The organism is uncultured Rikenella sp. (genome assembly GCF_910577125.1).
Taxonomy (GTDB): Bacteria; Bacteroidota; Bacteroidia; order Bacteroidales; family Rikenellaceae; genus Rikenella.
This window is the reverse complement of the sequence record NZ_CAJTMN010000042.1, coordinates 1-17967: the sequence shown is the minus strand read 5'-3', so window position 1 is coordinate 17967 and position 17967 is coordinate 1. Positions and strand designations below refer to the sequence as shown.

Below are 17967 nucleotides of genomic sequence, written 5' to 3'. Positions count from 1 at the left end.
TCGATTTTGCTCACCGCAAAACGAGTGAAATCCCTCTTTACGCGGGCGGGCGACGGATTTTTTGCACGCCTGAAAAGGCAGCGGCACGCATTAGTTTGAGGGTACTGTTCTCGTTGGCTTACGCGTTGCCTTCGGCTTCCTCGTGCTACCTCGGCAAAGCCCACAAGTGGTCTCTGCCCTCAGTACGCTACTCGGTTCCTCCTCGCCGCTCGGCAATTTGCAAACTGCGTTTGCATTGCGCTCGCTGGCAGCGTCGGTTGTGAACAAAGAGAACCAGAAAAACTTTATGATAGCTACGCTACGCCTCAGGATCCGCAATCCTTAAACTTCATCGTGCAGTGGAGCAACCCAAGTTTCGTCGAAACAGCCTCTCTTACAGAACCAAATACCAAAAAAGAAAACGGGTTCTTTCCCGAAACCGAGAAAGAACCCGTATAAATTAACGTATCCGTCAAAGTCTTGAACCAGACTACATCGGATCCGCCATATTCTGAATCGGTTTGTGGTATTCGCCCGACTCCAGCTTTCCGCGGCAAGCCTTGAAGGCATTCAGCGTATATTCCACGTCTTCGAGTGTATGCACCGCCGTCGGAATAATCCGGAGGATGATTTCCCCCTTCGGAATCACCGGATAGACCACTACCGAACAGAACAGGTTGTGGTTTTCGCGCAAGTCCACCACGATATTCGTGGCATCTTCCACCCCGCCTTTCATATAGACCGGTGTCACCGGCGACTGCGTCACGCCGATGTCGAATCCGGCATCCACGAACCCTTTCTGCAACGCCCGCACGATCGTCCACAACTTTTCGCGATACTCCGGATGCTCCTGAATCAGGTCAAGACGCTTCATCGCCCCCTTGACCATCGGCATCGGCAGCGATTTGGCGTAGAGCTGCGACCGCATGTTGTAGCGCAGGAAGTTGACGATATCCGGATCCGACGCCACGAAAGCCCCGATCCCGGCGAACGATTTGGCGAAGGTACCGAAGTGCACGTCGATCTGATCCGCTACGCCGAAATGTTCCGGCGTCCCGGCTCCGGTCTTGCCCATCGTTCCCAACCCGTGTGCGTCGTCCACCAGAATCCGGAAATCGAAGTCCTTTTTCATGGCCACGATCTCGTCCAGCTTACCCAGGTCGCCTTTCATCCCGAAAACGCCTTCGGTGATCAGCAGCACGCCGCCGCCCTGCTGCCGGGCGAGTTTCGTCGCCCGTTCGAGCATCAGCCGACATTTCGCCATGTCGTTGTGGTGGTACACGAACCGTTTCCCGCCCTTGGCCTTGTGAATCAGCAGCCCGTCGATAATGCAGGCGTGCGCTTCCGAGTCATAAACGATCACGTCTTTGGCGGTTGCCAGACAGTCGATGATCGAGACCATCCCCTGGTAGCCGAAGTTGAGCAGGAAGGCGTCCGGTTTGCCGACGAAAGCGGCCAGCCGGCGTTCGAGTTCTTCGTGGTATTTGGTCTGCCCGCTCATCATCCGGGCTCCCATCGGGGCAGCCATCCCGAATTCGCGGGCGGCTTCGGCATCGGCAGCCATCACTTCCGGGTGGTTGGCCAGTCCGAGGTAGTTATTGAGGCTCCAGTTGAGCATCATTTTGCCGCGAAAGACCATCCGCGGGCCGATAGGCCCTTCGAGTTTCGGGAAGGAGTAGTAGCCGTGGCTCAGTTTCTGATACTGGCCGATAGGGCCGCCGGCGTCTTGTTTGATGCGTTCGAAAATATCCACTGTATGTCGATTTTAGAATGATGACGGATAAAAGACGCGTCAAAGGTACGCTTTTTTCCGTTCGGGAGTCCGGACGGAGGGTAAGTATAAAATCGTATTTTGGGAATTCCGATCCGCACAGAGGCGGTTTTCACCGCTGCGGACGTCCAAAAGGATCGGCAGTTCGAAAAGGTCGTCCCGCCCCGGGCTACCGCAACGGACATATGGGCAGTTCTGCAGGTAGCGGCCTTTATGGATATAGTTGGTCTTCTGTTATCAATAGTATCAGCAGCCTTCATCTGGGATTTGGCACGACATACGTCCGCCCTTGTGACACGAATTACCGTGCCCACGGTCATCAGTTGCGTTGCCTCTCGGAATAAACGGGGGCAGAGGCTGCCTTAGCGATGCGCAAGCATCGCTCCGTCCCGCCAGGGCGCCCACCGGGCGTTTTATTAGAGTTCTCTTGGCCTTATTAGCCCGACGCCTACCGCGAAGGGCAGTTCTATCCTGTTAGGGTAGAGGCGGCCTATTGGGAGTGCGGCACGCACCGCCCGCCCGCTTAAAAGCGGGCGGGCGACGGGAACAAATTTTTCCGCGCGCCTTGGGCGATTCATTCTGTTTCGGCTCATCGCCGAAACAGTTGAATCGCCTTTTAAGGCGTCGGCGCGCGGTCGAGCTTCGACTGGCCTCGGGCCGGCCGGGCCCCGCGTGCCCGCGGTGGGCAGATGGCTGGGTCGGCCCAAATCTTTGTCCGTCTCTGTTCGCGCGCCGAGCGATTCAACTTTTTTAAGCGGCGGCGCACAATGCCTTCAGCCGCCACCTGGCAACAATCTAAAACTACTGAGCGACAAAAACATAGGTGATCGTTCCCCGCTGCCGATCCGCCGCATTGGCATCCGCATTGAACCGCGACGCCCGAGCCGCCTGCACTGCCCGTTCCGCGATGCAATCTCCCGGCGAAGCCTGCTCCACCGCCGCACTCGTCACCTCGCCCTCCCGGTTCACCGTGATCCCGACAACCACCGTCCCCCCTTCGCGACACTGATAAGCCGGCACATGCAAATAGGTCGCATACCGCCCCGCCAGATTATACGACACCGTCACATTCCCCTGCACCTTGACCGTCCGATGCTCGGAACCGCCCTCCAGCTTGACCTGCGACGAGGCAGATTTCGGCATCCGGCTCCGTTTCGACATCTCGGCCAACTCGTCCATCCCCGACCGGAATGCCTGCTGACCGGCTTCCAGCTCCCGCTGCACCCGTTCCGCCTCCTCCATCAACTGATCCACCCGCGTCCCCCGGTCGTCCCGCAACGAAGCGTCCATCTTCGCATTCTGATCCGAAATCCGGTTCGAAACCGGTTCGTAATTCGCCTCCAGCCGTCGAATCGGCTCCGGTTTCGACTCTTCCGGTTCCGGTTTCGGCAGCTCCGGCTCGTTCGGGTCGACCAGATCGATGTACATCGTAGTCGTCGGATTTTCGAGCACCACGATTTTATAGGAAACGAAAAGAATCGCCGCGATCAAATAGAGCACCACCGTCACCAGCAGTCCGACCCGGTGGCGATAGACCCATTCGCCCGCATCCGTCCGCCGGCGGCGGGAATCGAACGGCAGCGCGATCCGCTCCCGCCGCATGCCGTCCGCCGGTGACCGGCGCGGAGCAGAGGGAGGAGGCGTTGTTCCCGGCCCCCGTTTCGCCGTCCGGGAAAGACGCGGCGGAGCCGTCTCGCGGGAAACACGGCCCGGCCGTTCTGTCGGAGTTTTATTTGGAGGTGTAGCCATCTGAGGGCAAAGTTAAACATTAATACCGTAATTTCTTCCTGTCCCCCCCTGACCCTCCGTCCGCTCCGAACGGAAAACGACGCCCCGCATCCCGCCGGCATCTCGCGCGCAGCATTTAGCGTTTTCTTCTTCTTTCTGTCATATTTCTGAAACATCGCCCCTCTACTTTCGCAATGAAATCCTAACAATCCATACCAATTTTATGAGACACATTTTACGATTGTTTTTTCTGATCCTCTGCGTGGCCGGCCAGCTCCCGGCCCGGGCCGACGAAAAGGCCGAAACATCGGAAAAACACGGAGCCGTACGCGGTCGAATCATCGACTCCGAGAAACAGGCCCTGCCGGGCGCCTCCGTCTACATCGAAACGCTGCACACGGGCATCGTCAGCGACGTGAACGGCTTCTACACGCTCGCCAACCTCGAACCCGGCACGTACACCGTCAAAGTCACCTACGTCGGATACCAGCCCGTCGAACAGAAAGTGCTCGTCTCCGCAGGCCATACACTGGAAAAGACCTTCGTGCTGACAGCGGCCCTCGAGACCCAGGAGGTCGTGGTGAAAGGCACCTTCTCCGGGCAGCGGCGGGCGATCAATTCGCAGAAGAACAAAATGGGCATCACGAACGTCGTTTCTGCGGATCAGGTAGGCAAATTCCCCGACTCGAACATCGGCGACGCACTCAAGCGCATCTCGGGCATCAACGTGCAGTACGACCAGGGCGAGGCGCGCTTCGGACAGGTGCGGGGCACCAGCGCCGACCTGAGCTCCGTCACCATCAACGGCGACCGCGTCCCGTCGGCCGAGGGCGACACGCGTAACGTCCAGCTCGACCTGATCCCGGCCGACATGATCCAGACCATCGAGGTCAACAAAGTCGTGACCTCCGACATGGACGGAGACGCCATCGGCGGGAGCATCAACCTGGTGACCAAAAGCTCGCCTTTCCGGCGTTTCTTCAACGCCACGGCCGGAAGCGGATACAACTGGGTGAGCCGGAAAGCACAGCTCAATCTGGGGCTGACCTACGGCGACCGGTTCTTCGGAGACCGTCTGGGGCTGGTGCTCGCCGCCTCCTACCAGAACGCCCCCTCCGGCTCGTACGACACGGAGTTCGCCTGGGAACAGGACGACAACGGTCAGGCCTACGTGAACGACTACCAGATTCGCCAGTACTATGTCACCCGCGAACGCCAGAGCTACTCCGCCGCGCTGGATTACACCATCGACGCCAACCACAAGCTCACGTTCAAGGGGATCTTCAACAACCGCAACGACTGGGAGAACCGCTACCGCACGACGCTGAAAGATCTGGACACGGACGGAGAGGCCACCGTGCGCGTGCAGACCAAGGCCGGGACGCCCGACAACCGCAACGCCCGTCTGGAACGGCAGCGCACGATGGATTTCGCGCTGGGCGGCGAACACCTGTTCGGAGCACTCGGCATGGACTGGCATGCCGGCTATGCCTGCGCTTCGGAGAGACGTCCCAACGAACGGTACCTCGACTTCGGGCTGAAGAAACAGCTGTTCGACGTCGACCTGAGCGATACGCGCCGGCCCTTCGCCACCCCCAAAGCCGGCTACACCATGACACTCGACGACCGGTTCAGTCTGAAAGAGCTGACCGAACAACAGGAAGATATCACCGAACGAGACCTGAAACTAGCCGTCGATTTCAAGCTGCCGTTTCAGAACGGCAACAAGCTGCGCTTCGGGGCGAAGATAACGCGCAAGAGCAAAGAAAAGGAGATCGATTTCTATGAATACACGCCGTTGGACGAGGATGCCTTTCTGGCCAACAGCCTGATGCACACCGTCGACCAGACCAATCGCCGCTTCATGCCCGATCCCAAATACCACGCCGGCGTGTTTGCCTCCAAACAGTACGTCGGTTCGCTCGCCCTGAACGACCCGTCGCTGTTCGAGGGCGAACGGGTGCAGGAGGAGCTGGCCTCCAACTTCGACGCCCGCGAAACCGTCACCTCCGGCTACGTCCGCTTCGACTCCCGCCTGACGTCCGACCTCGAACTGGCCGCCGGGCTGCGGCTGGAACACACCGGGCTGTCGTACGTCGGATGCACGTACGATGCCGACGAGGATCTGACCTCTCCGTCCGAACGCCGTACCAACCGGTATATCAACTTTCTCCCCTCGATCCTGTTGAAATGGAATGTCAGCGACGATTTCAAAGTGCGCGGGGCCTTCACGCAGACCCTCGCGCGGCCCAAATACTCCGCCCTGGTGCCCAGCGTGAACATCAAACGCTCGGACGACGAGATCGTTCTCGGGAACTCCGACCTGAAACCCACCGTCTCTTATAACTTCGACCTTTCGGCCGAATACTACTTCCGGAGCGTCGGGCTCGTCAGCGTCGGCATGTTCTATAAGAAGATCGACGACTTCATCGTGGATGTGGCGGCCAACAACGTGGAATATCAGGGACATGTCTATCGGCGTTTCACCCAGCCGCAGAATGCCGGCAACGCCGATCTGTTCGGGGTGGAGGTGACCTATCAGCGTGATTTCGGGTTCATCTCGCCGGCCCTGAAGTGTCTGGGCTTCTACGGCACCTATACTTATGTCCGCTCCCGGGTGAAGGAGTTCCATTTCGAGGGGCGCGAACACGAGAAAGGCCTCTCTCTGCCCGGATCGCCCGCCCATACGGCCAACCTCTCGCTCTATTTCGAGAAAAAGGGCTTCAACCTGCGTCTCTCCTATAACTTCGCCTCCGACTTCATCGACGAACTGGGCGAAAGCGCTTTCTACGACCGCTACTACGACCGGGTGAGCTATCTGGATCTGAATGCCGGCTACACGTTCGGGCGGAAGTTCAAGACCACGTTCTATGCCGAGGCGAACAACCTCCTCAACCAGCCGCTGCGTTACTATCAGGGAACGCGAGACCGCACCATGCAGGCCGAATACTACGGTGTGCGGGTGAATGCGGGGATAAAGATCGCTTTCTGACCGCACCCGAAACATCACACTCCAAAACAAATCCATAAAGAACCATGAAAAGAGCGTTTTTTCTGCTGTTGATCGGTATCGCGAGCCGGTTCGCTTCGGCGCAAATCCAGGATTACAGCATTTTCGACAAGAGACTCAATTTCTATGTAGCCAACGACCTGGGCCGCAACGGTTACTACGACCAGAAACCCATCGCCGAACGGATGGGCGCGATGGCCGAAGAGATCGGCCCGGAGTTCGTGCTCGCCACGGGCGACATCCACCATTTCGAGGGGGTGCAGAGCGTCGCCGACCCGTTGTGGATGACCAACTACGAGTCGATCTACGCCCATCCGGAGCTGATGATCGAGTGGTTCCCGCTCCTCGGCAACCACGAGTACCGGGGCAATACGCAGGCCGTGATCGACTATTCGGCCGTCAGCCGCCGATGGACGATGCCGGCCCGGTATTACACCCGCTCCTTTAAGAAGAAAGAGGTCACCCTCTGTGTCGTCTGGATCGACACCACGCCCCTGATCGACAAATACCGCAACGAGAGCGACCAGTATCCCGACGCTGCCGAACAGGAGATCGACAGGCAGCTCGTCTGGATCGATTCCGTCCTCGCGGCCGCGACCGAGGATTGGATCATCGTGGCGGGACACCACCCGATCTATGCCGAGACACCGAAAGAGGCCACCGAGCGCACCGATCTGCAGACCCGTCTCGACCCGATCCTGCGGCGGCACCGGGTGGACATGTACATCAACGGCCATATCCACAATTTCCAACACCTCCGCGTGCCGGGCAGCGACATCGACTACGTGACCAACTCCGCCGGCTCGCTCAGCCGCCCGGCGAAACCCGTCGAAGGGAGCCGGTTTTGCAGCTCCGAGCCGGGTTTCTCGGTCGTCTCGGCCGACAAGAAGACACTCCGGCTGCACATGATCGACAAACTCGGGAATATCCTCTATACGATCACCCGGAACAAATAGCAGAGCCCTCCGGATCCATCCGCGGAGCCAGGGAACCGTTTTAACCGCATCCACCGGTTAAAACGGTTTTTTCATGCTCCGCCCACCCGCTCCTCCGGAGGATTTAAACCGCTCATTTACAACCTTATTACATCAACCCGCCCGATCTTTCGTTTTTTTTCCTATCTTTGCCGCAATAAACGAACCGAAACGATGACGGACAAACAACAAACGCTTGCAAGCGCCTGCTCTTTCTCCGGGAAAGGCCTGCATACGGGCGCGACCGTAAACCTGACGATTCAGCCGGCGGGAGAAGGACACGGAATCAAATTCTGCCGGACGGACCTCGACGGACGGCCGACGATCGATGCGGTGGCGGAAAACGTGGCGCAGACTTCGCGCAGCACGGTACTGAAGAAGGGCGACGCGACGGTCTCGACGGTCGAACACCTGATGGCGGCGCTGTGGGGGTGCGGCGTGGACAACGCATTGGTGGAGGTGGACGGCGGCGAGGTGCCCATCGCGGACGGTTCGGCCATGCCGTGGGTGAAACTCATCCGGCAGGCGGGGATCACGGAGCAGACTCAAAAACGGAAATACTACGAAATCTCGGAAAAAACCGTCCTCAGCTCCGGGGAGAACAACGCGACGGAGATCATCGCCTATCCGGACGACGAATTTTCGGCGGTCGTGAACGTCGATTTCGGCTCCAAGGTGGTGGGACAACAGTATGCTGTATTCGCCGATGGCGACGAATTCGCAGAGACGGTGGCGCCGAGCAGAACGTTCGTCTTCCTGCACGAAATCGAGCCGCTGATCCAGAACAATATGATCAAGGGGGGGGATTTGGACAACGCCATCGTGATCGTCGAACAGCCGGTATCGGCGGACAAGGCGGCGCAGATCGGCAAACTGTTCGGACGCGAGGGGATTTCAGCGGATCGGCAGGGATATCTCAACAACCTCGATCTGCACTTCAACAACGAAATCGCGCGGCACAAGCTGCTCGATCTGCTGGGCGACCTGGCGTTGGTGGGGATGAGACTCAAAGGGCGGATTTTCGCCACCCGGCCGGGACACAAAGCCAATACGGAGTTCGCCAAACTGCTGCGGAAGCACATCAAACGCGACGCCGACAAACCGACCTTCAAATACAACCCGAACATCGAGCCGCTGTACGACATCAACCAGATCAAAGCGATGCTGCCGCACCGGCCGCCGTTCCTGCTGGTGGACAAGATCATCCACATCACGGACGAATCGGTGGTGGGGATCAAGAACGTGACGATGAACGAACCGTTCTTCGTGGGACACTTCCCCGACGAACCGGTGATGCCGGGGGTGCTGATCGTCGAAGCGATGGCGCAGTGCGGCGGGATTCTGGCACTGAGCACGGTGCCGGATCCGGAAAACTACTCGACCTACTTCATGACGATCGACGGGGTGAAATACCGGCAGAAGGTGGTGCCGGGGGATACGCTCCAGTTCGAACTGCACCTCTCGGAACCGATCCGGCGCGGGATCGTCAAAATGGACGCACGGGCGTACGTGCGGGGAACGCTGGCGACGGAAGCCTCGCTGATGGCGCTCGTGACCAAGAACAAATAATCGGACACTCTTTCTTTACACTTTATGATACATCCTCTGGCCTATGTCCATCCGGACGCGAAACTGGGCGCAAATGTGACCGTAGAGCCTTTTGCATACATCGCCGGCAAGGTGACCGTCGGAGACGGCACATGGATCGGGCCGAACGCGGTAATTAACGACGGGGCGGTGATCGGCCGCGACTGTAAGATATTCAGCGGAGCAGTGATTGCCGGCATTCCGCAGGACCTCAAATTCAGGGGAGAGGAGACTACGGCCGTCATCGGCGACCGGACGATGATCCGCGAATGCGCCACGGTCAACCGGGGAACGGCGGCGAAGAATACGACGATCGTGGGGAGCGACACGCTGATCATGGCCTATGCGCATGTGGGACACGACTGCGTGGTAGGCGACCACTGCATTCTGGCCAACAACGTTTCGCTGGCCGGAGAGGTCGAGCTGGACGACTGGGTCATTCTCGGAGGGCATACGGCCATCCACCAGTTCTGCCGCGTCGGGAAACACGCCATGACCAGCGGCGGGACGATGGTCGGCAAGGACATTCCGCCTTTCATCAAGGCGGCGCACTATCCGGCATCGTACGTGGGGGTAAACACCATCGGGCTGCGGCGGAGAGGGTTCGACGCCAAGCAGATCGAGGAGATCATGAACATCTGCCGGATCATGTTCCAGAACGGGTATTCGTACGGGAAAGCGTGCGGCCTGCTGGAAGAGCGGCTGCCCGACTCGGAGGCGCGGAGAGAGATGCTGAACTTCTTCGCAGGGTCGAAGCGGGGGGTTATCAAACCGTACCAGCCGCGGTTGAAAGATCAGGATACAGAGTAGCTGCATTTATTTGCGGGCCGTATTTGTATAACTGCATAACATTGTATATATTTGTTGCATCTTTCTGTATCACTTTAAAATTCAGAAATTATGGATGCTTCTGAATATGTCAAAGCTGTAAGAACAGAGATATTGACCGACGATTTTAACTATTATCTCAATGATCTCTTTTCTGATGCTGTGTCTACCGAAGATTGGACGGATCAATCTTGGATCGAAAGTCACAAGTTGTATCTTAGTCTGAATGAAGAGCAGAAAAAACAATTAAAAATTTGCATCAAATTAATGATGCGAAATGTTATCTCAACTATTTTCAGTAAGTTCGATAATGTCTCCTGTTTTGAGGAACAAGGTGGCGATTTCGAGGTGAGATTGAATAATAAAGTAATCAGCGGAGATTTGCAGGATCTCTTCTGGGCGCAAGAGGAGGAAGAGGAAGAAGAGGGGAAATAGGAGGGATATAACAAGCGAATACCTCCCCAAAGGTTGATTATTCGCAAAGATATTACGGACGCTTCGTCCGTTAGGTGAGATTTGGAAACGGGGGCGTTCGACCTCCGTTTTCTGTTTATTATGCAGGACGACCATGACGGACACCACAGCTATACGGGAACTGATCCGCTCGATGATCGAGGGAAGCGACTCTGTTTGGGGAGAGCGGGGATTTTTCGTCGTCGACCTCGCGTGCCGGGAGAATGGCGCCGGAGGGATCGACGAAATCACCGTGACGATAGATTGCGACGGGATGGACGACGAAGGGCGGATGCGGGGAGTGGGAATCGACGACTGCGCGTTACTGAGTCGGGAGATTAACGCCCGGCTGGAGGCGGAATATGGCGAAGGATGGGACTGCCAGCTCACCGTCATGTCGGCAGGACTGGGACAGCCGCTGAAACTGGGACGGCAATACCAGAAACTCATCCGGCAGGCATCTTTAAGAGATGGGGGCGATTTGCCGCGCGTGGACGTGCTTTTCAGAGACGGGAAAAAACTGACGGGAGTGGTTTTGTGCGGCATCGGCTACGACTCCTCGGACGACGGGGCGGATGCTCCGGCCGCGATCGAGGTGGCTTATACCGTCAGGGAACTCGTGCCCGGGAAGAAACGGAAAACCGACGTCGAACGACGCGAACGGGTTCAACTGGCGGATACGAAAGCCGTGAGCGAACACTTCGACTTCAAATAACGATCGAGCATTCAAAAAAACAAATTAAATATCCCGCCTCCATGCAGGCGCGGACGCAGACAAGAGCGATGGAAACAATTAACCTGATCAACACATTCGCCGAATTCAAGGAACTCAAGAATATCGACCGGGCCACCATGGTGAGCGTGCTGGAAGACGTCTTCCGAAACATGCTCGTCAAGACCTACGGATCGGACGAAAACTTCGACATCATCATCAACACCGAAAGCGGAGACTTCGAAATCTGGCGAAACCGGCTGGTGATGGAAGACGGCGACGTGCTGGACGAAAACACGCAGATCAGCCTGACCGATGCCCGGAAAATCGACCCGACATACGAAGTGGGCGAAGAGGTAGCCACCGAAGTCAAATTCTCGGACTTCGGACGGCGCAGCGTCTTGGCCATCCGGCAGAACCTCGCCTCGCGGATCACGGATCTGGAGAAAGCCAATTTGTTCCAGAAATACACCGAACGGGTGGGCGAGATTATCACCGGCGAAGTGTACCAGGTCTGGAAACGCGAAATACTGGTGCTCGACGACGAGGACAACGAGCTGTTGCTGCCCAAGGCGGAACAGATTCCGAGCGACTTCTTCCGGAAAGGGGATACGATTCGGGCCATTGTCTCGAAAGTCGAGATGATCAACAACAGCCCGAAGATCATCCTGTCGCGGACCGCGCCGGAGTTCCTCGAACGGTTGTTCGAACTCGAAGTGCCGGAAATCTTCGACGGACTGATCACCATCAAGAAAATCGTCCGGATTCCGGGCGAGCGGGCCAAGGTGGCGGTGGAATCTTATGACGAACGGATCGACCCGGTAGGGGCTTGCGTGGGGGTCAAAGGGTCGAGGATTTATGGGATCGTCAAGGAGTTGCGGAACGAAAACATCGACGTGGTGAGCTACACGGCCAATCCGAGCCTGATGATCCAGCGCGCGCTGAACCCGGCCAAAGTGCTCTCGATCGACATCAACGAAGAGACCAAAACGGCGGAAGTACACCTCAAACCGAGCGAAATCTCGCTGGCGATCGGGAAAGGCGGGCTGAACATCCGGCTGGCCAGCATGCTGACGGGATACGACATCGACGTCTACCGCGAAACCAGCGAAGAGGACGAAGAGGACGTCGACCTGACCGAATTCACCGACGAAATCGAACCCTGGATCATCGACCAGTTCAAGAAGATCGGCCTCGACACCGCTAAACGGGTGTTGGCACAGAACGCGGAAGATCTGGCCCAGCGAACCGACCTCGAAATGGAGACCATCCAGGAAGTGCTCCGGATTCTTCGGAGCGAATTCGAGTGATCCCCGCTTTCGATTCGGAGGGGGGCATACGCATGAGGCGGAGGACGGAGGAAAGGAGAGAGAACGTTTTTAAGGCAGCCGGGCCGACAAGCCGGTGCACATCAAAAAGAGGAAAGACAGATACATGGCAGCAGAGAAACAGACAAAAGTCAGATTGAGCGGCGTCGCACGCGAGTATAACGTGGGGCAGGGAACCATCGTGGAATTTCTGGAAAAGAAAGGCTTCAAGGTGGAACACGGCCCCAGCACCATTCTCGATCCGAAAGCCGTCGAACTCGTGCGGAACGAGTTCGGAGGGAAAAGCGTGCAGAAAATCGACATTCGCGAGAAAATCAAACCCGTGCGCGAGAGCGTATCGCTGCACGACAACGCTGCGCCCGACACGACTGCAGCTGCGGGAGACGAATCTGTCGGCACGGAAACTAAGAAGAAAAACACGGGGGCTACGGTCTTCGCCACGCCGGTCGAGACCTTGAGCGGGCCGAAGGTTGTCGGCAAACTCGACCTGAACGGGCCGAAGAAAAAAGCGGCGGCAGCGGAGAAAACAGCGACGGAATCGACGGCGACTGCTGCTGTTGAAAAACCGGCAGTGAAACAGCCGGAACCGGAGCCGAAACCCGTTGTCAAGACGGAAGCGGTGAAGACGCCGACCGCTCCGGTGAAACCGGAACCGAAACCGACACAAACACCGACGGAGACTTCGGCGGCGGGAACTGCACAGAGTGCGGCGCCTGTTGCGAAACCGGCGGTGAGCGAGGAAAAGAAAGAACCGGAAGTATTCCGTGCAAATGACGATGCCAACCGTCTGGCCGGGCCGAAGATCGTCGGAAAGATCGAGCTGCCGACCACATATGAACGGGGACGCGGCGGGAAACGCAACCGGATTAAGAAAGGGAAGGTCGATGTGGCCAATACCCCGGGGACTTCGCGTCCGGCGACAGTGCACGGACAGGGAGCGAATGGCGGCGGAAACGGTGGTCGCGGAGGAAATAACGGCGGCGGACGGTTCGGGGGAAATGCTGCGGGCGGCGGTCGGAAAGGCCGGGGCGGCAAGCAGCCTGTGGTGCGGCAGGAGGTGAGCGACGAAGACGTGCAGAAACAGATTAAGGAGACCTTGGCGCGGCTTACCTCTAAAGGCAAGGGGAGCAAGAGTGCGAAATATCGGCGGGATAAACGCGAGGCGATCCACGGACGGATGGCCGAGGAGATGGAACAGCAGGAACGCGAGAAATCGATCCTCAAGGTGACGGAGTTCGTGACGGTGAGCGAGCTGGCGACGATGATGGACGTATCGGTGACGGATGTCATCACCGCCTGCATGAACCTCGGGCTGATGGTCTCGATCAACCAGCGGCTGGATGCCGAAGCTCTGGTGATCGTGGCCGAAGAGTTCGGATACAAGGTCGAATTCGTAACGGTGGATATTCAGGAAGCCATTGTCGAAGAGGAAGACAAACCGGAAGACTTGCTGCCGCGGCCGCCGATCGTTACGGTCATGGGGCATGTCGACCACGGGAAGACATCGCTTCTGGACTACATCCGGAAGACCAACGTCATCGAAGGCGAAGCGGGGGGGATTACCCAGCATATCGGGGCATATAGCGTGAAGATGGAGGACGGACGGCGGATCACCTTCCTCGACACGCCGGGGCATGAGGCATTTACCGCCATGCGTGCCCGGGGGGCGAAGGTGACGGACGTGGCCATCATTATCATTGCGGCGGACGACAGCGTGATGCCGCAGACGGTCGAAGCGATCAACCATGCACAGGCGGCAGGGGTGCCTATCGTCTTTGCCATCAACAAGATCGACAAGCCGAACGCCAATCCGGAAAAGATCAAGGAAGAGCTGGCCAACATGAACTATCTGGTCGAAGAATGGGGCGGGAAGTACCAGTCTCAGGACGTGGCGGCAAAGAAAGGGATCAACGTGGACAAGCTGTTGGAAAAGGTCTTGCTGGAGGCGGAGTTGCTCGATCTGAAAGCCAATCCGAACCGGCGGGCGTCGGGGACAGTCGTCGAATCGTCGCTGGACAAGGGGCGGGGATACGTGGCCACCGTACTGGTGAGCGCCGGGACGCTGCGCGTCGGCGATGTGATGCTCTCGGGGACATATTCGGGGAGGGTCAAAGCCATGTTCAACGAACGGGGCCAGAAGGTGACCGAAGCGGGGCCCTCTACGCCGGTTTTGGTGCTGGGTCTCAACGGTGCGCCGCAGGCGGGCGACAACTTCAACGTCATGGAAGACGACAAGGCTGCGCGCGAAATCGCCAACAAACGCGAACAGCTGCAGCGGATGCAGGGCCTCAGGACGCAGAAACATATTACGCTCGACGAGATCGGGCGACGCATTGCGGTGGGGAACTTCAAAGAGCTGAACGTCATTATCAAGGGGGACGTGGACGGCTCGATCGAGGCGCTGACCGACTCGCTGGTGAAACTGTCGACCGAAGAGGTGCAGGTGAACGTGATTCACAAGGCGGTGGGGCCGATTTCGGAGAGCGACATTCTGCTGGCAGCGGCTTCGAACGCCGTGATTATCGGGTTCCAGGTGCGTCCTTCGGCATCGGCACGGAAGCTGGCGGAGAAGGAGGAGATCGAAATCAGGCTTTATTCCATCATCTACGACGCCATCAACGAGATCAAGGATGCGATCGAAGGGATGCTCGCGCCGGAGACCAAGGAGGAGATCGTCTGCTCGGTGGAGGTGATGGAAGTCTTCAAGATTACGAAGGTGGGGACGGTCGCAGGGTGTCTGGTGCGCGAGGGGAAGATTACCCGGAATACCCTGGTGCGGGTGATTCGCGACGGGATCGTGGTCTACACCGGCAAACTGGGATCGCTCAAACGGTTCAAGGACGATGTCAAGGAAGTCGGGCCGAATATGGAGTGCGGTCTGAACATCGAGAACTACAACGACGTCAAGGTGGGAGATATCATCGAGGGATACGAACAGGTGGAAGTGGCGCGGAAACTGTCGTAGCGTTTCTTTTCAAGGAGGGATTTCCTCGATTCGTTCATATACAGGCCGGCGGAAATCGCCGGCCTGTATGTCATTTGCCCCTCGACAAAAGAACAAAAGAATGAAAAAGCTGTTACTACCCATTCTATTCACGCTGTGTGCATGCTGCGGTTGCGGTCAGCGGACGAATTATCGTCCGCTGGCTGTGGAGCAAGCGGTTCCGCTGGACGGGGTCGTATTGGAGGACACGATACTCACCTCGCTCGCTACGAATCTGCAAATCGTCGGAGATTACCTCGCCGTGATCTATCTCGACACCTGCGAGAATCAAGGCCATCTGTACACGCAAGAGGGCGAGCGGCTCGTTGATTTCTGTTCCATCGGGAAAGGGCCCGGCGAAGCGATTGCGGCAAACGCGATTGTACCCGACCGGGATTCGGTCACCCTCTGGATCTACGATGCACAGGTCAAAAAGATGATCCGATGGCGCCTCGACTCCTTGCTGGCCGGGAACCGGACGCCGATGGAAGAATGGGTGCTCGACGTTCCTTTCTTTGCCGACGAGATTTTTGCTACGACTAACGGAATGGCAGGTCTTTTAGGGGCATATATCATGCCGACCCGGCATACCTATCGTTTCGCGCTGCTGACCCGAGAGGGCAAAGTGACGCACATGTATGACCGTTTTCCGGAGGCAACGGATACGATCGTAATGAAATCGGCCTGGCGAAACAGTTCGGCCGCCCTCTCGCCCGATGGCAAACGTCTGGCTGCGGGGCTCTATTTCGGGGCGATTCTGGAACTTTTCGACGTGGAGGACGACACGATTCGGCAACGGTATATCGAATATTTCGTCGAACCGGAATTTCCGTATGACAAGTGGGGAAATCCGACGGATTACGAGGTAATTACGTTCGGTTTCGGCCCCCTCTGCGCTTCGAACGAACACGTCTATGCCACCTACAACGGAACGAAAGATTTCCGGAAGATGAACTATCTGGTCGTCTTCGACTGGAACGGGGCCTTGGAGTCGGTTTATAAAACCGACTTGCACTTCGTGAGAACGGCCTACGACGAGAAGATGAACGCCATTTTCGCCATAGGACTCTCTCCGGAAGGCGAATGCCGCCTTATGCGGTTCGATCTGCCGACTCATCGTCCCGCCGCCGCTCTCGGAGCTTCGGATACCGCAGCCGACGGCGCAGAATAGCGAGCAACTCGCCCGTCGGACAGACGATCCGACACCACGGCCGATAGAAAAAGAGCGACGCGCCGAGTCCGATCCCGGCCAACACGATCGACGAAGTCGCCGCCGACCGAATCAGAAATGCGGTGAAGGGCTCGATATCGGCCAGTTCGAACCGCGGCCGAAGGATCAACAAACCGACGACGGCGGCCAGCAGCAAGCGTCTGCCCCACCGCGCTCCTTTCAATACCCGCTTGGGAATCGGACGCTTCCCGGGCCACACCTTTCCGACCAGCTCCTGCGCCGCGCCGAAAGGACACAGATAGGCGCAATAAAAGTCCCGATTGGTAAACAACGGGATCAAGACCGCCGCCAGCACAACCGCGAGCGTCCCGAACCGGGCGATCGACGAGGCTCCGAACAACAGCCAGTTGTACAACAGGCTCAACGACACGAACGCCCCCTGCCAGATCCCGAGCACGATCACCGAAAGCACCAGCAGCGGGATTCGGATCCTCCGCGTCGTCTCGGGCGAGAGGAAGCAGGCCAGCGACATCACGGTCACAAACAAGACGGCAAACTCGCCCAGATAATTGGTCACGAAGTCCCACGACCGGGTTTTCGGTTCCCGCCGAAGCAGCGCGGCCAGGGTCTTATTCACATCGGCAATCACGGCCTGCGAGGTATGGGTAGCCCCCGACAAAGCGTCTACGTCGGGAATCCGATCGTACAGATGGCGGCCGTTCCACTGCTCCAGAAACCGGGCCTCGGCCAGCCGGCGCACGAAACGCGGGGTCTCGTTGTTCGGCAGCATCCTCACCCCGCGGATAATCATCTCCCGATCCAGAAAAATCACCACGGAAACCGGCCCGCCGAACCCGCGCGTCGTATTGGTCGCCTGCCTCCCGGCGATGACGTATCCGGACAAGGCGTGCGGCTCGTCGACGGTCCGCACTTCGTACATCACCGAGTCGTCGGTGGTCAGCAGAGGGGCATGATCGAAAAACTGCGCGACAAGGGCCGAATCGAACCGGGTCGGGGCTTCGGGCACCGCTTCCCTCCCCTGACGACCGAACACGGCATCGCGGTTCTCGCTCAGGGCGTAAAGAACCACGAGCAAAAACAACAACTTGGGGATCTTATTGACAACATGCTGCCAATACTGACGGTAATCTGCCATCTGTCTCTTGCTGTCAAACAATCGCTTTATTCTCACACTATTCTTTGAGCCGGATAGAACCGTACCTTTTCTGAAGAAAAGGTACCCAAAAGACTTTTAGTTAGCTACGCTACTCCTTAGGCTCCGCAGTCCTCAATCTTCGTGATTACTTTCGGGTCGGGGCAACGGCGCGCTTTATATGTAGGCTAAACCTTTAGCGCGCCGTCGCTCCCGGCCCAAAGAAAGTCCGGGAGTTGGGCTGCCGGCAGCTTTAGGATGCGTAAGCATCCTCTAAAGTTTTTCTGGTT

General features: G+C 57.8%; 13 protein-coding genes. 10 read left to right on the top strand and 3 right to left on the bottom strand.

Annotated features, from left to right (window positions below; translation table 11 throughout):
- Positions 1–469: 469 nt before the first annotated feature.
- Positions 470–1732 carry a pyridoxal phosphate-dependent aminotransferase family protein gene (locus QZ292_RS05975; protein WP_294599217.1) on the bottom strand — a complete coding sequence of 421 codons (1263 nt, stop codon included), beginning with the start codon at positions 1730–1732 and terminating at the stop codon, positions 470–472.
- Positions 1733–1935: 203 nt separating this feature from the next.
- Between QZ292_RS05975 and QZ292_RS05970 the strand changes: the two genes are divergently transcribed.
- Positions 1936–2094, top strand: coding sequence for a hypothetical protein (locus QZ292_RS05970; RefSeq protein ID WP_294599214.1), 159 nt, complete (start codon positions 1936–1938; stop codon positions 2092–2094).
- Between the two features lie 457 nt (positions 2095–2551).
- On the opposite strand, the gene QZ292_RS05965 is transcribed toward QZ292_RS05970, so the two are convergent.
- Entirely contained in the window at positions 2552–3352 is an 801-nt protein-coding gene (locus QZ292_RS05965) for an energy transducer TonB (RefSeq protein WP_294599211.1), read from the bottom strand.
- Positions 3353–3701: 349 nt separating this feature from the next.
- On the opposite strand from QZ292_RS05965, the gene QZ292_RS05960 reads away from it, so the two are divergent.
- From QZ292_RS05960 to QZ292_RS05920, 9 genes are all read left to right on the top strand, one after another.
- The gene (locus QZ292_RS05960; RefSeq protein ID WP_294599208.1) at positions 3702–6470 is read left to right on the top strand and encodes a TonB-dependent receptor; all 2769 of its coding nucleotides are present in this window, start codon (positions 3702–3704) and stop codon (positions 6468–6470) included.
- Between the two features lie 44 nt (positions 6471–6514).
- Positions 6515–7444 (top strand): metallophosphoesterase, encoded by a 930-nt coding sequence (locus tag QZ292_RS05955; RefSeq protein ID WP_294599205.1) that lies wholly within the window; start codon positions 6515–6517, stop codon positions 7442–7444.
- Between the two features lie 192 nt (positions 7445–7636).
- On the top strand, positions 7637–9031 hold the full coding sequence (locus QZ292_RS05950) for a bifunctional UDP-3-O-[3-hydroxymyristoyl] N-acetylglucosamine deacetylase/3-hydroxyacyl-ACP dehydratase (protein ID WP_294599202.1): 1395 nt from the start codon (positions 7637–7639) through the stop codon (positions 9029–9031).
- A 24-nt stretch (positions 9032–9055) separates the two neighbouring features.
- Positions 9056–9859 (top strand): acyl-ACP--UDP-N-acetylglucosamine O-acyltransferase, encoded by an 804-nt coding sequence (gene lpxA, locus QZ292_RS05945; protein WP_294599198.1) that lies wholly within the window; start codon positions 9056–9058, stop codon positions 9857–9859.
- A gap of 90 nt (positions 9860–9949) precedes the next feature.
- Positions 9950–10312 (top strand): hypothetical protein, encoded by a 363-nt coding sequence (locus tag QZ292_RS05940; protein ID WP_294599195.1) that lies wholly within the window; start codon positions 9950–9952, stop codon positions 10310–10312.
- Positions 10313–10445: 133 nt separating this feature from the next.
- Positions 10446–11045 carry a hypothetical protein gene (locus QZ292_RS05935; RefSeq protein WP_294599192.1) on the top strand — a complete coding sequence of 200 codons (600 nt, stop codon included), beginning with the start codon at positions 10446–10448 and terminating at the stop codon, positions 11043–11045.
- A gap of 68 nt (positions 11046–11113) precedes the next feature.
- Positions 11114–12352: a transcription termination factor NusA gene (nusA, locus tag QZ292_RS05930; RefSeq protein ID WP_294599189.1), complete on the top strand. Its 1239-nt coding sequence runs from the start codon at positions 11114–11116 to the stop codon at positions 12350–12352.
- A 124-nt stretch (positions 12353–12476) separates the two neighbouring features.
- Positions 12477–15335 carry a translation initiation factor IF-2 gene (infB, locus tag QZ292_RS05925; RefSeq protein ID WP_294599187.1) on the top strand — a complete coding sequence of 953 codons (2859 nt, stop codon included), beginning with the start codon at positions 12477–12479 and terminating at the stop codon, positions 15333–15335.
- 100 nt (positions 15336–15435) lie between these two features.
- The gene (locus QZ292_RS05920; RefSeq protein ID WP_294599183.1) at positions 15436–16524 is read left to right on the top strand and encodes a BF3164 family lipoprotein; all 1089 of its coding nucleotides are present in this window, start codon (positions 15436–15438) and stop codon (positions 16522–16524) included.
- Here QZ292_RS05920 and QZ292_RS05915 read toward each other — a convergent pair.
- A complete protein-coding gene (locus QZ292_RS05915) occupies positions 16445–17680 on the bottom strand; it encodes a 4Fe-4S binding protein (RefSeq protein WP_294599180.1) in 1236 nt (411 codons plus the stop codon). The two genes, QZ292_RS05920 and QZ292_RS05915, sit on opposite strands and share 80 nt — an antisense overlap.
- Positions 17681–17967: the final 287 nt, after the last annotated feature.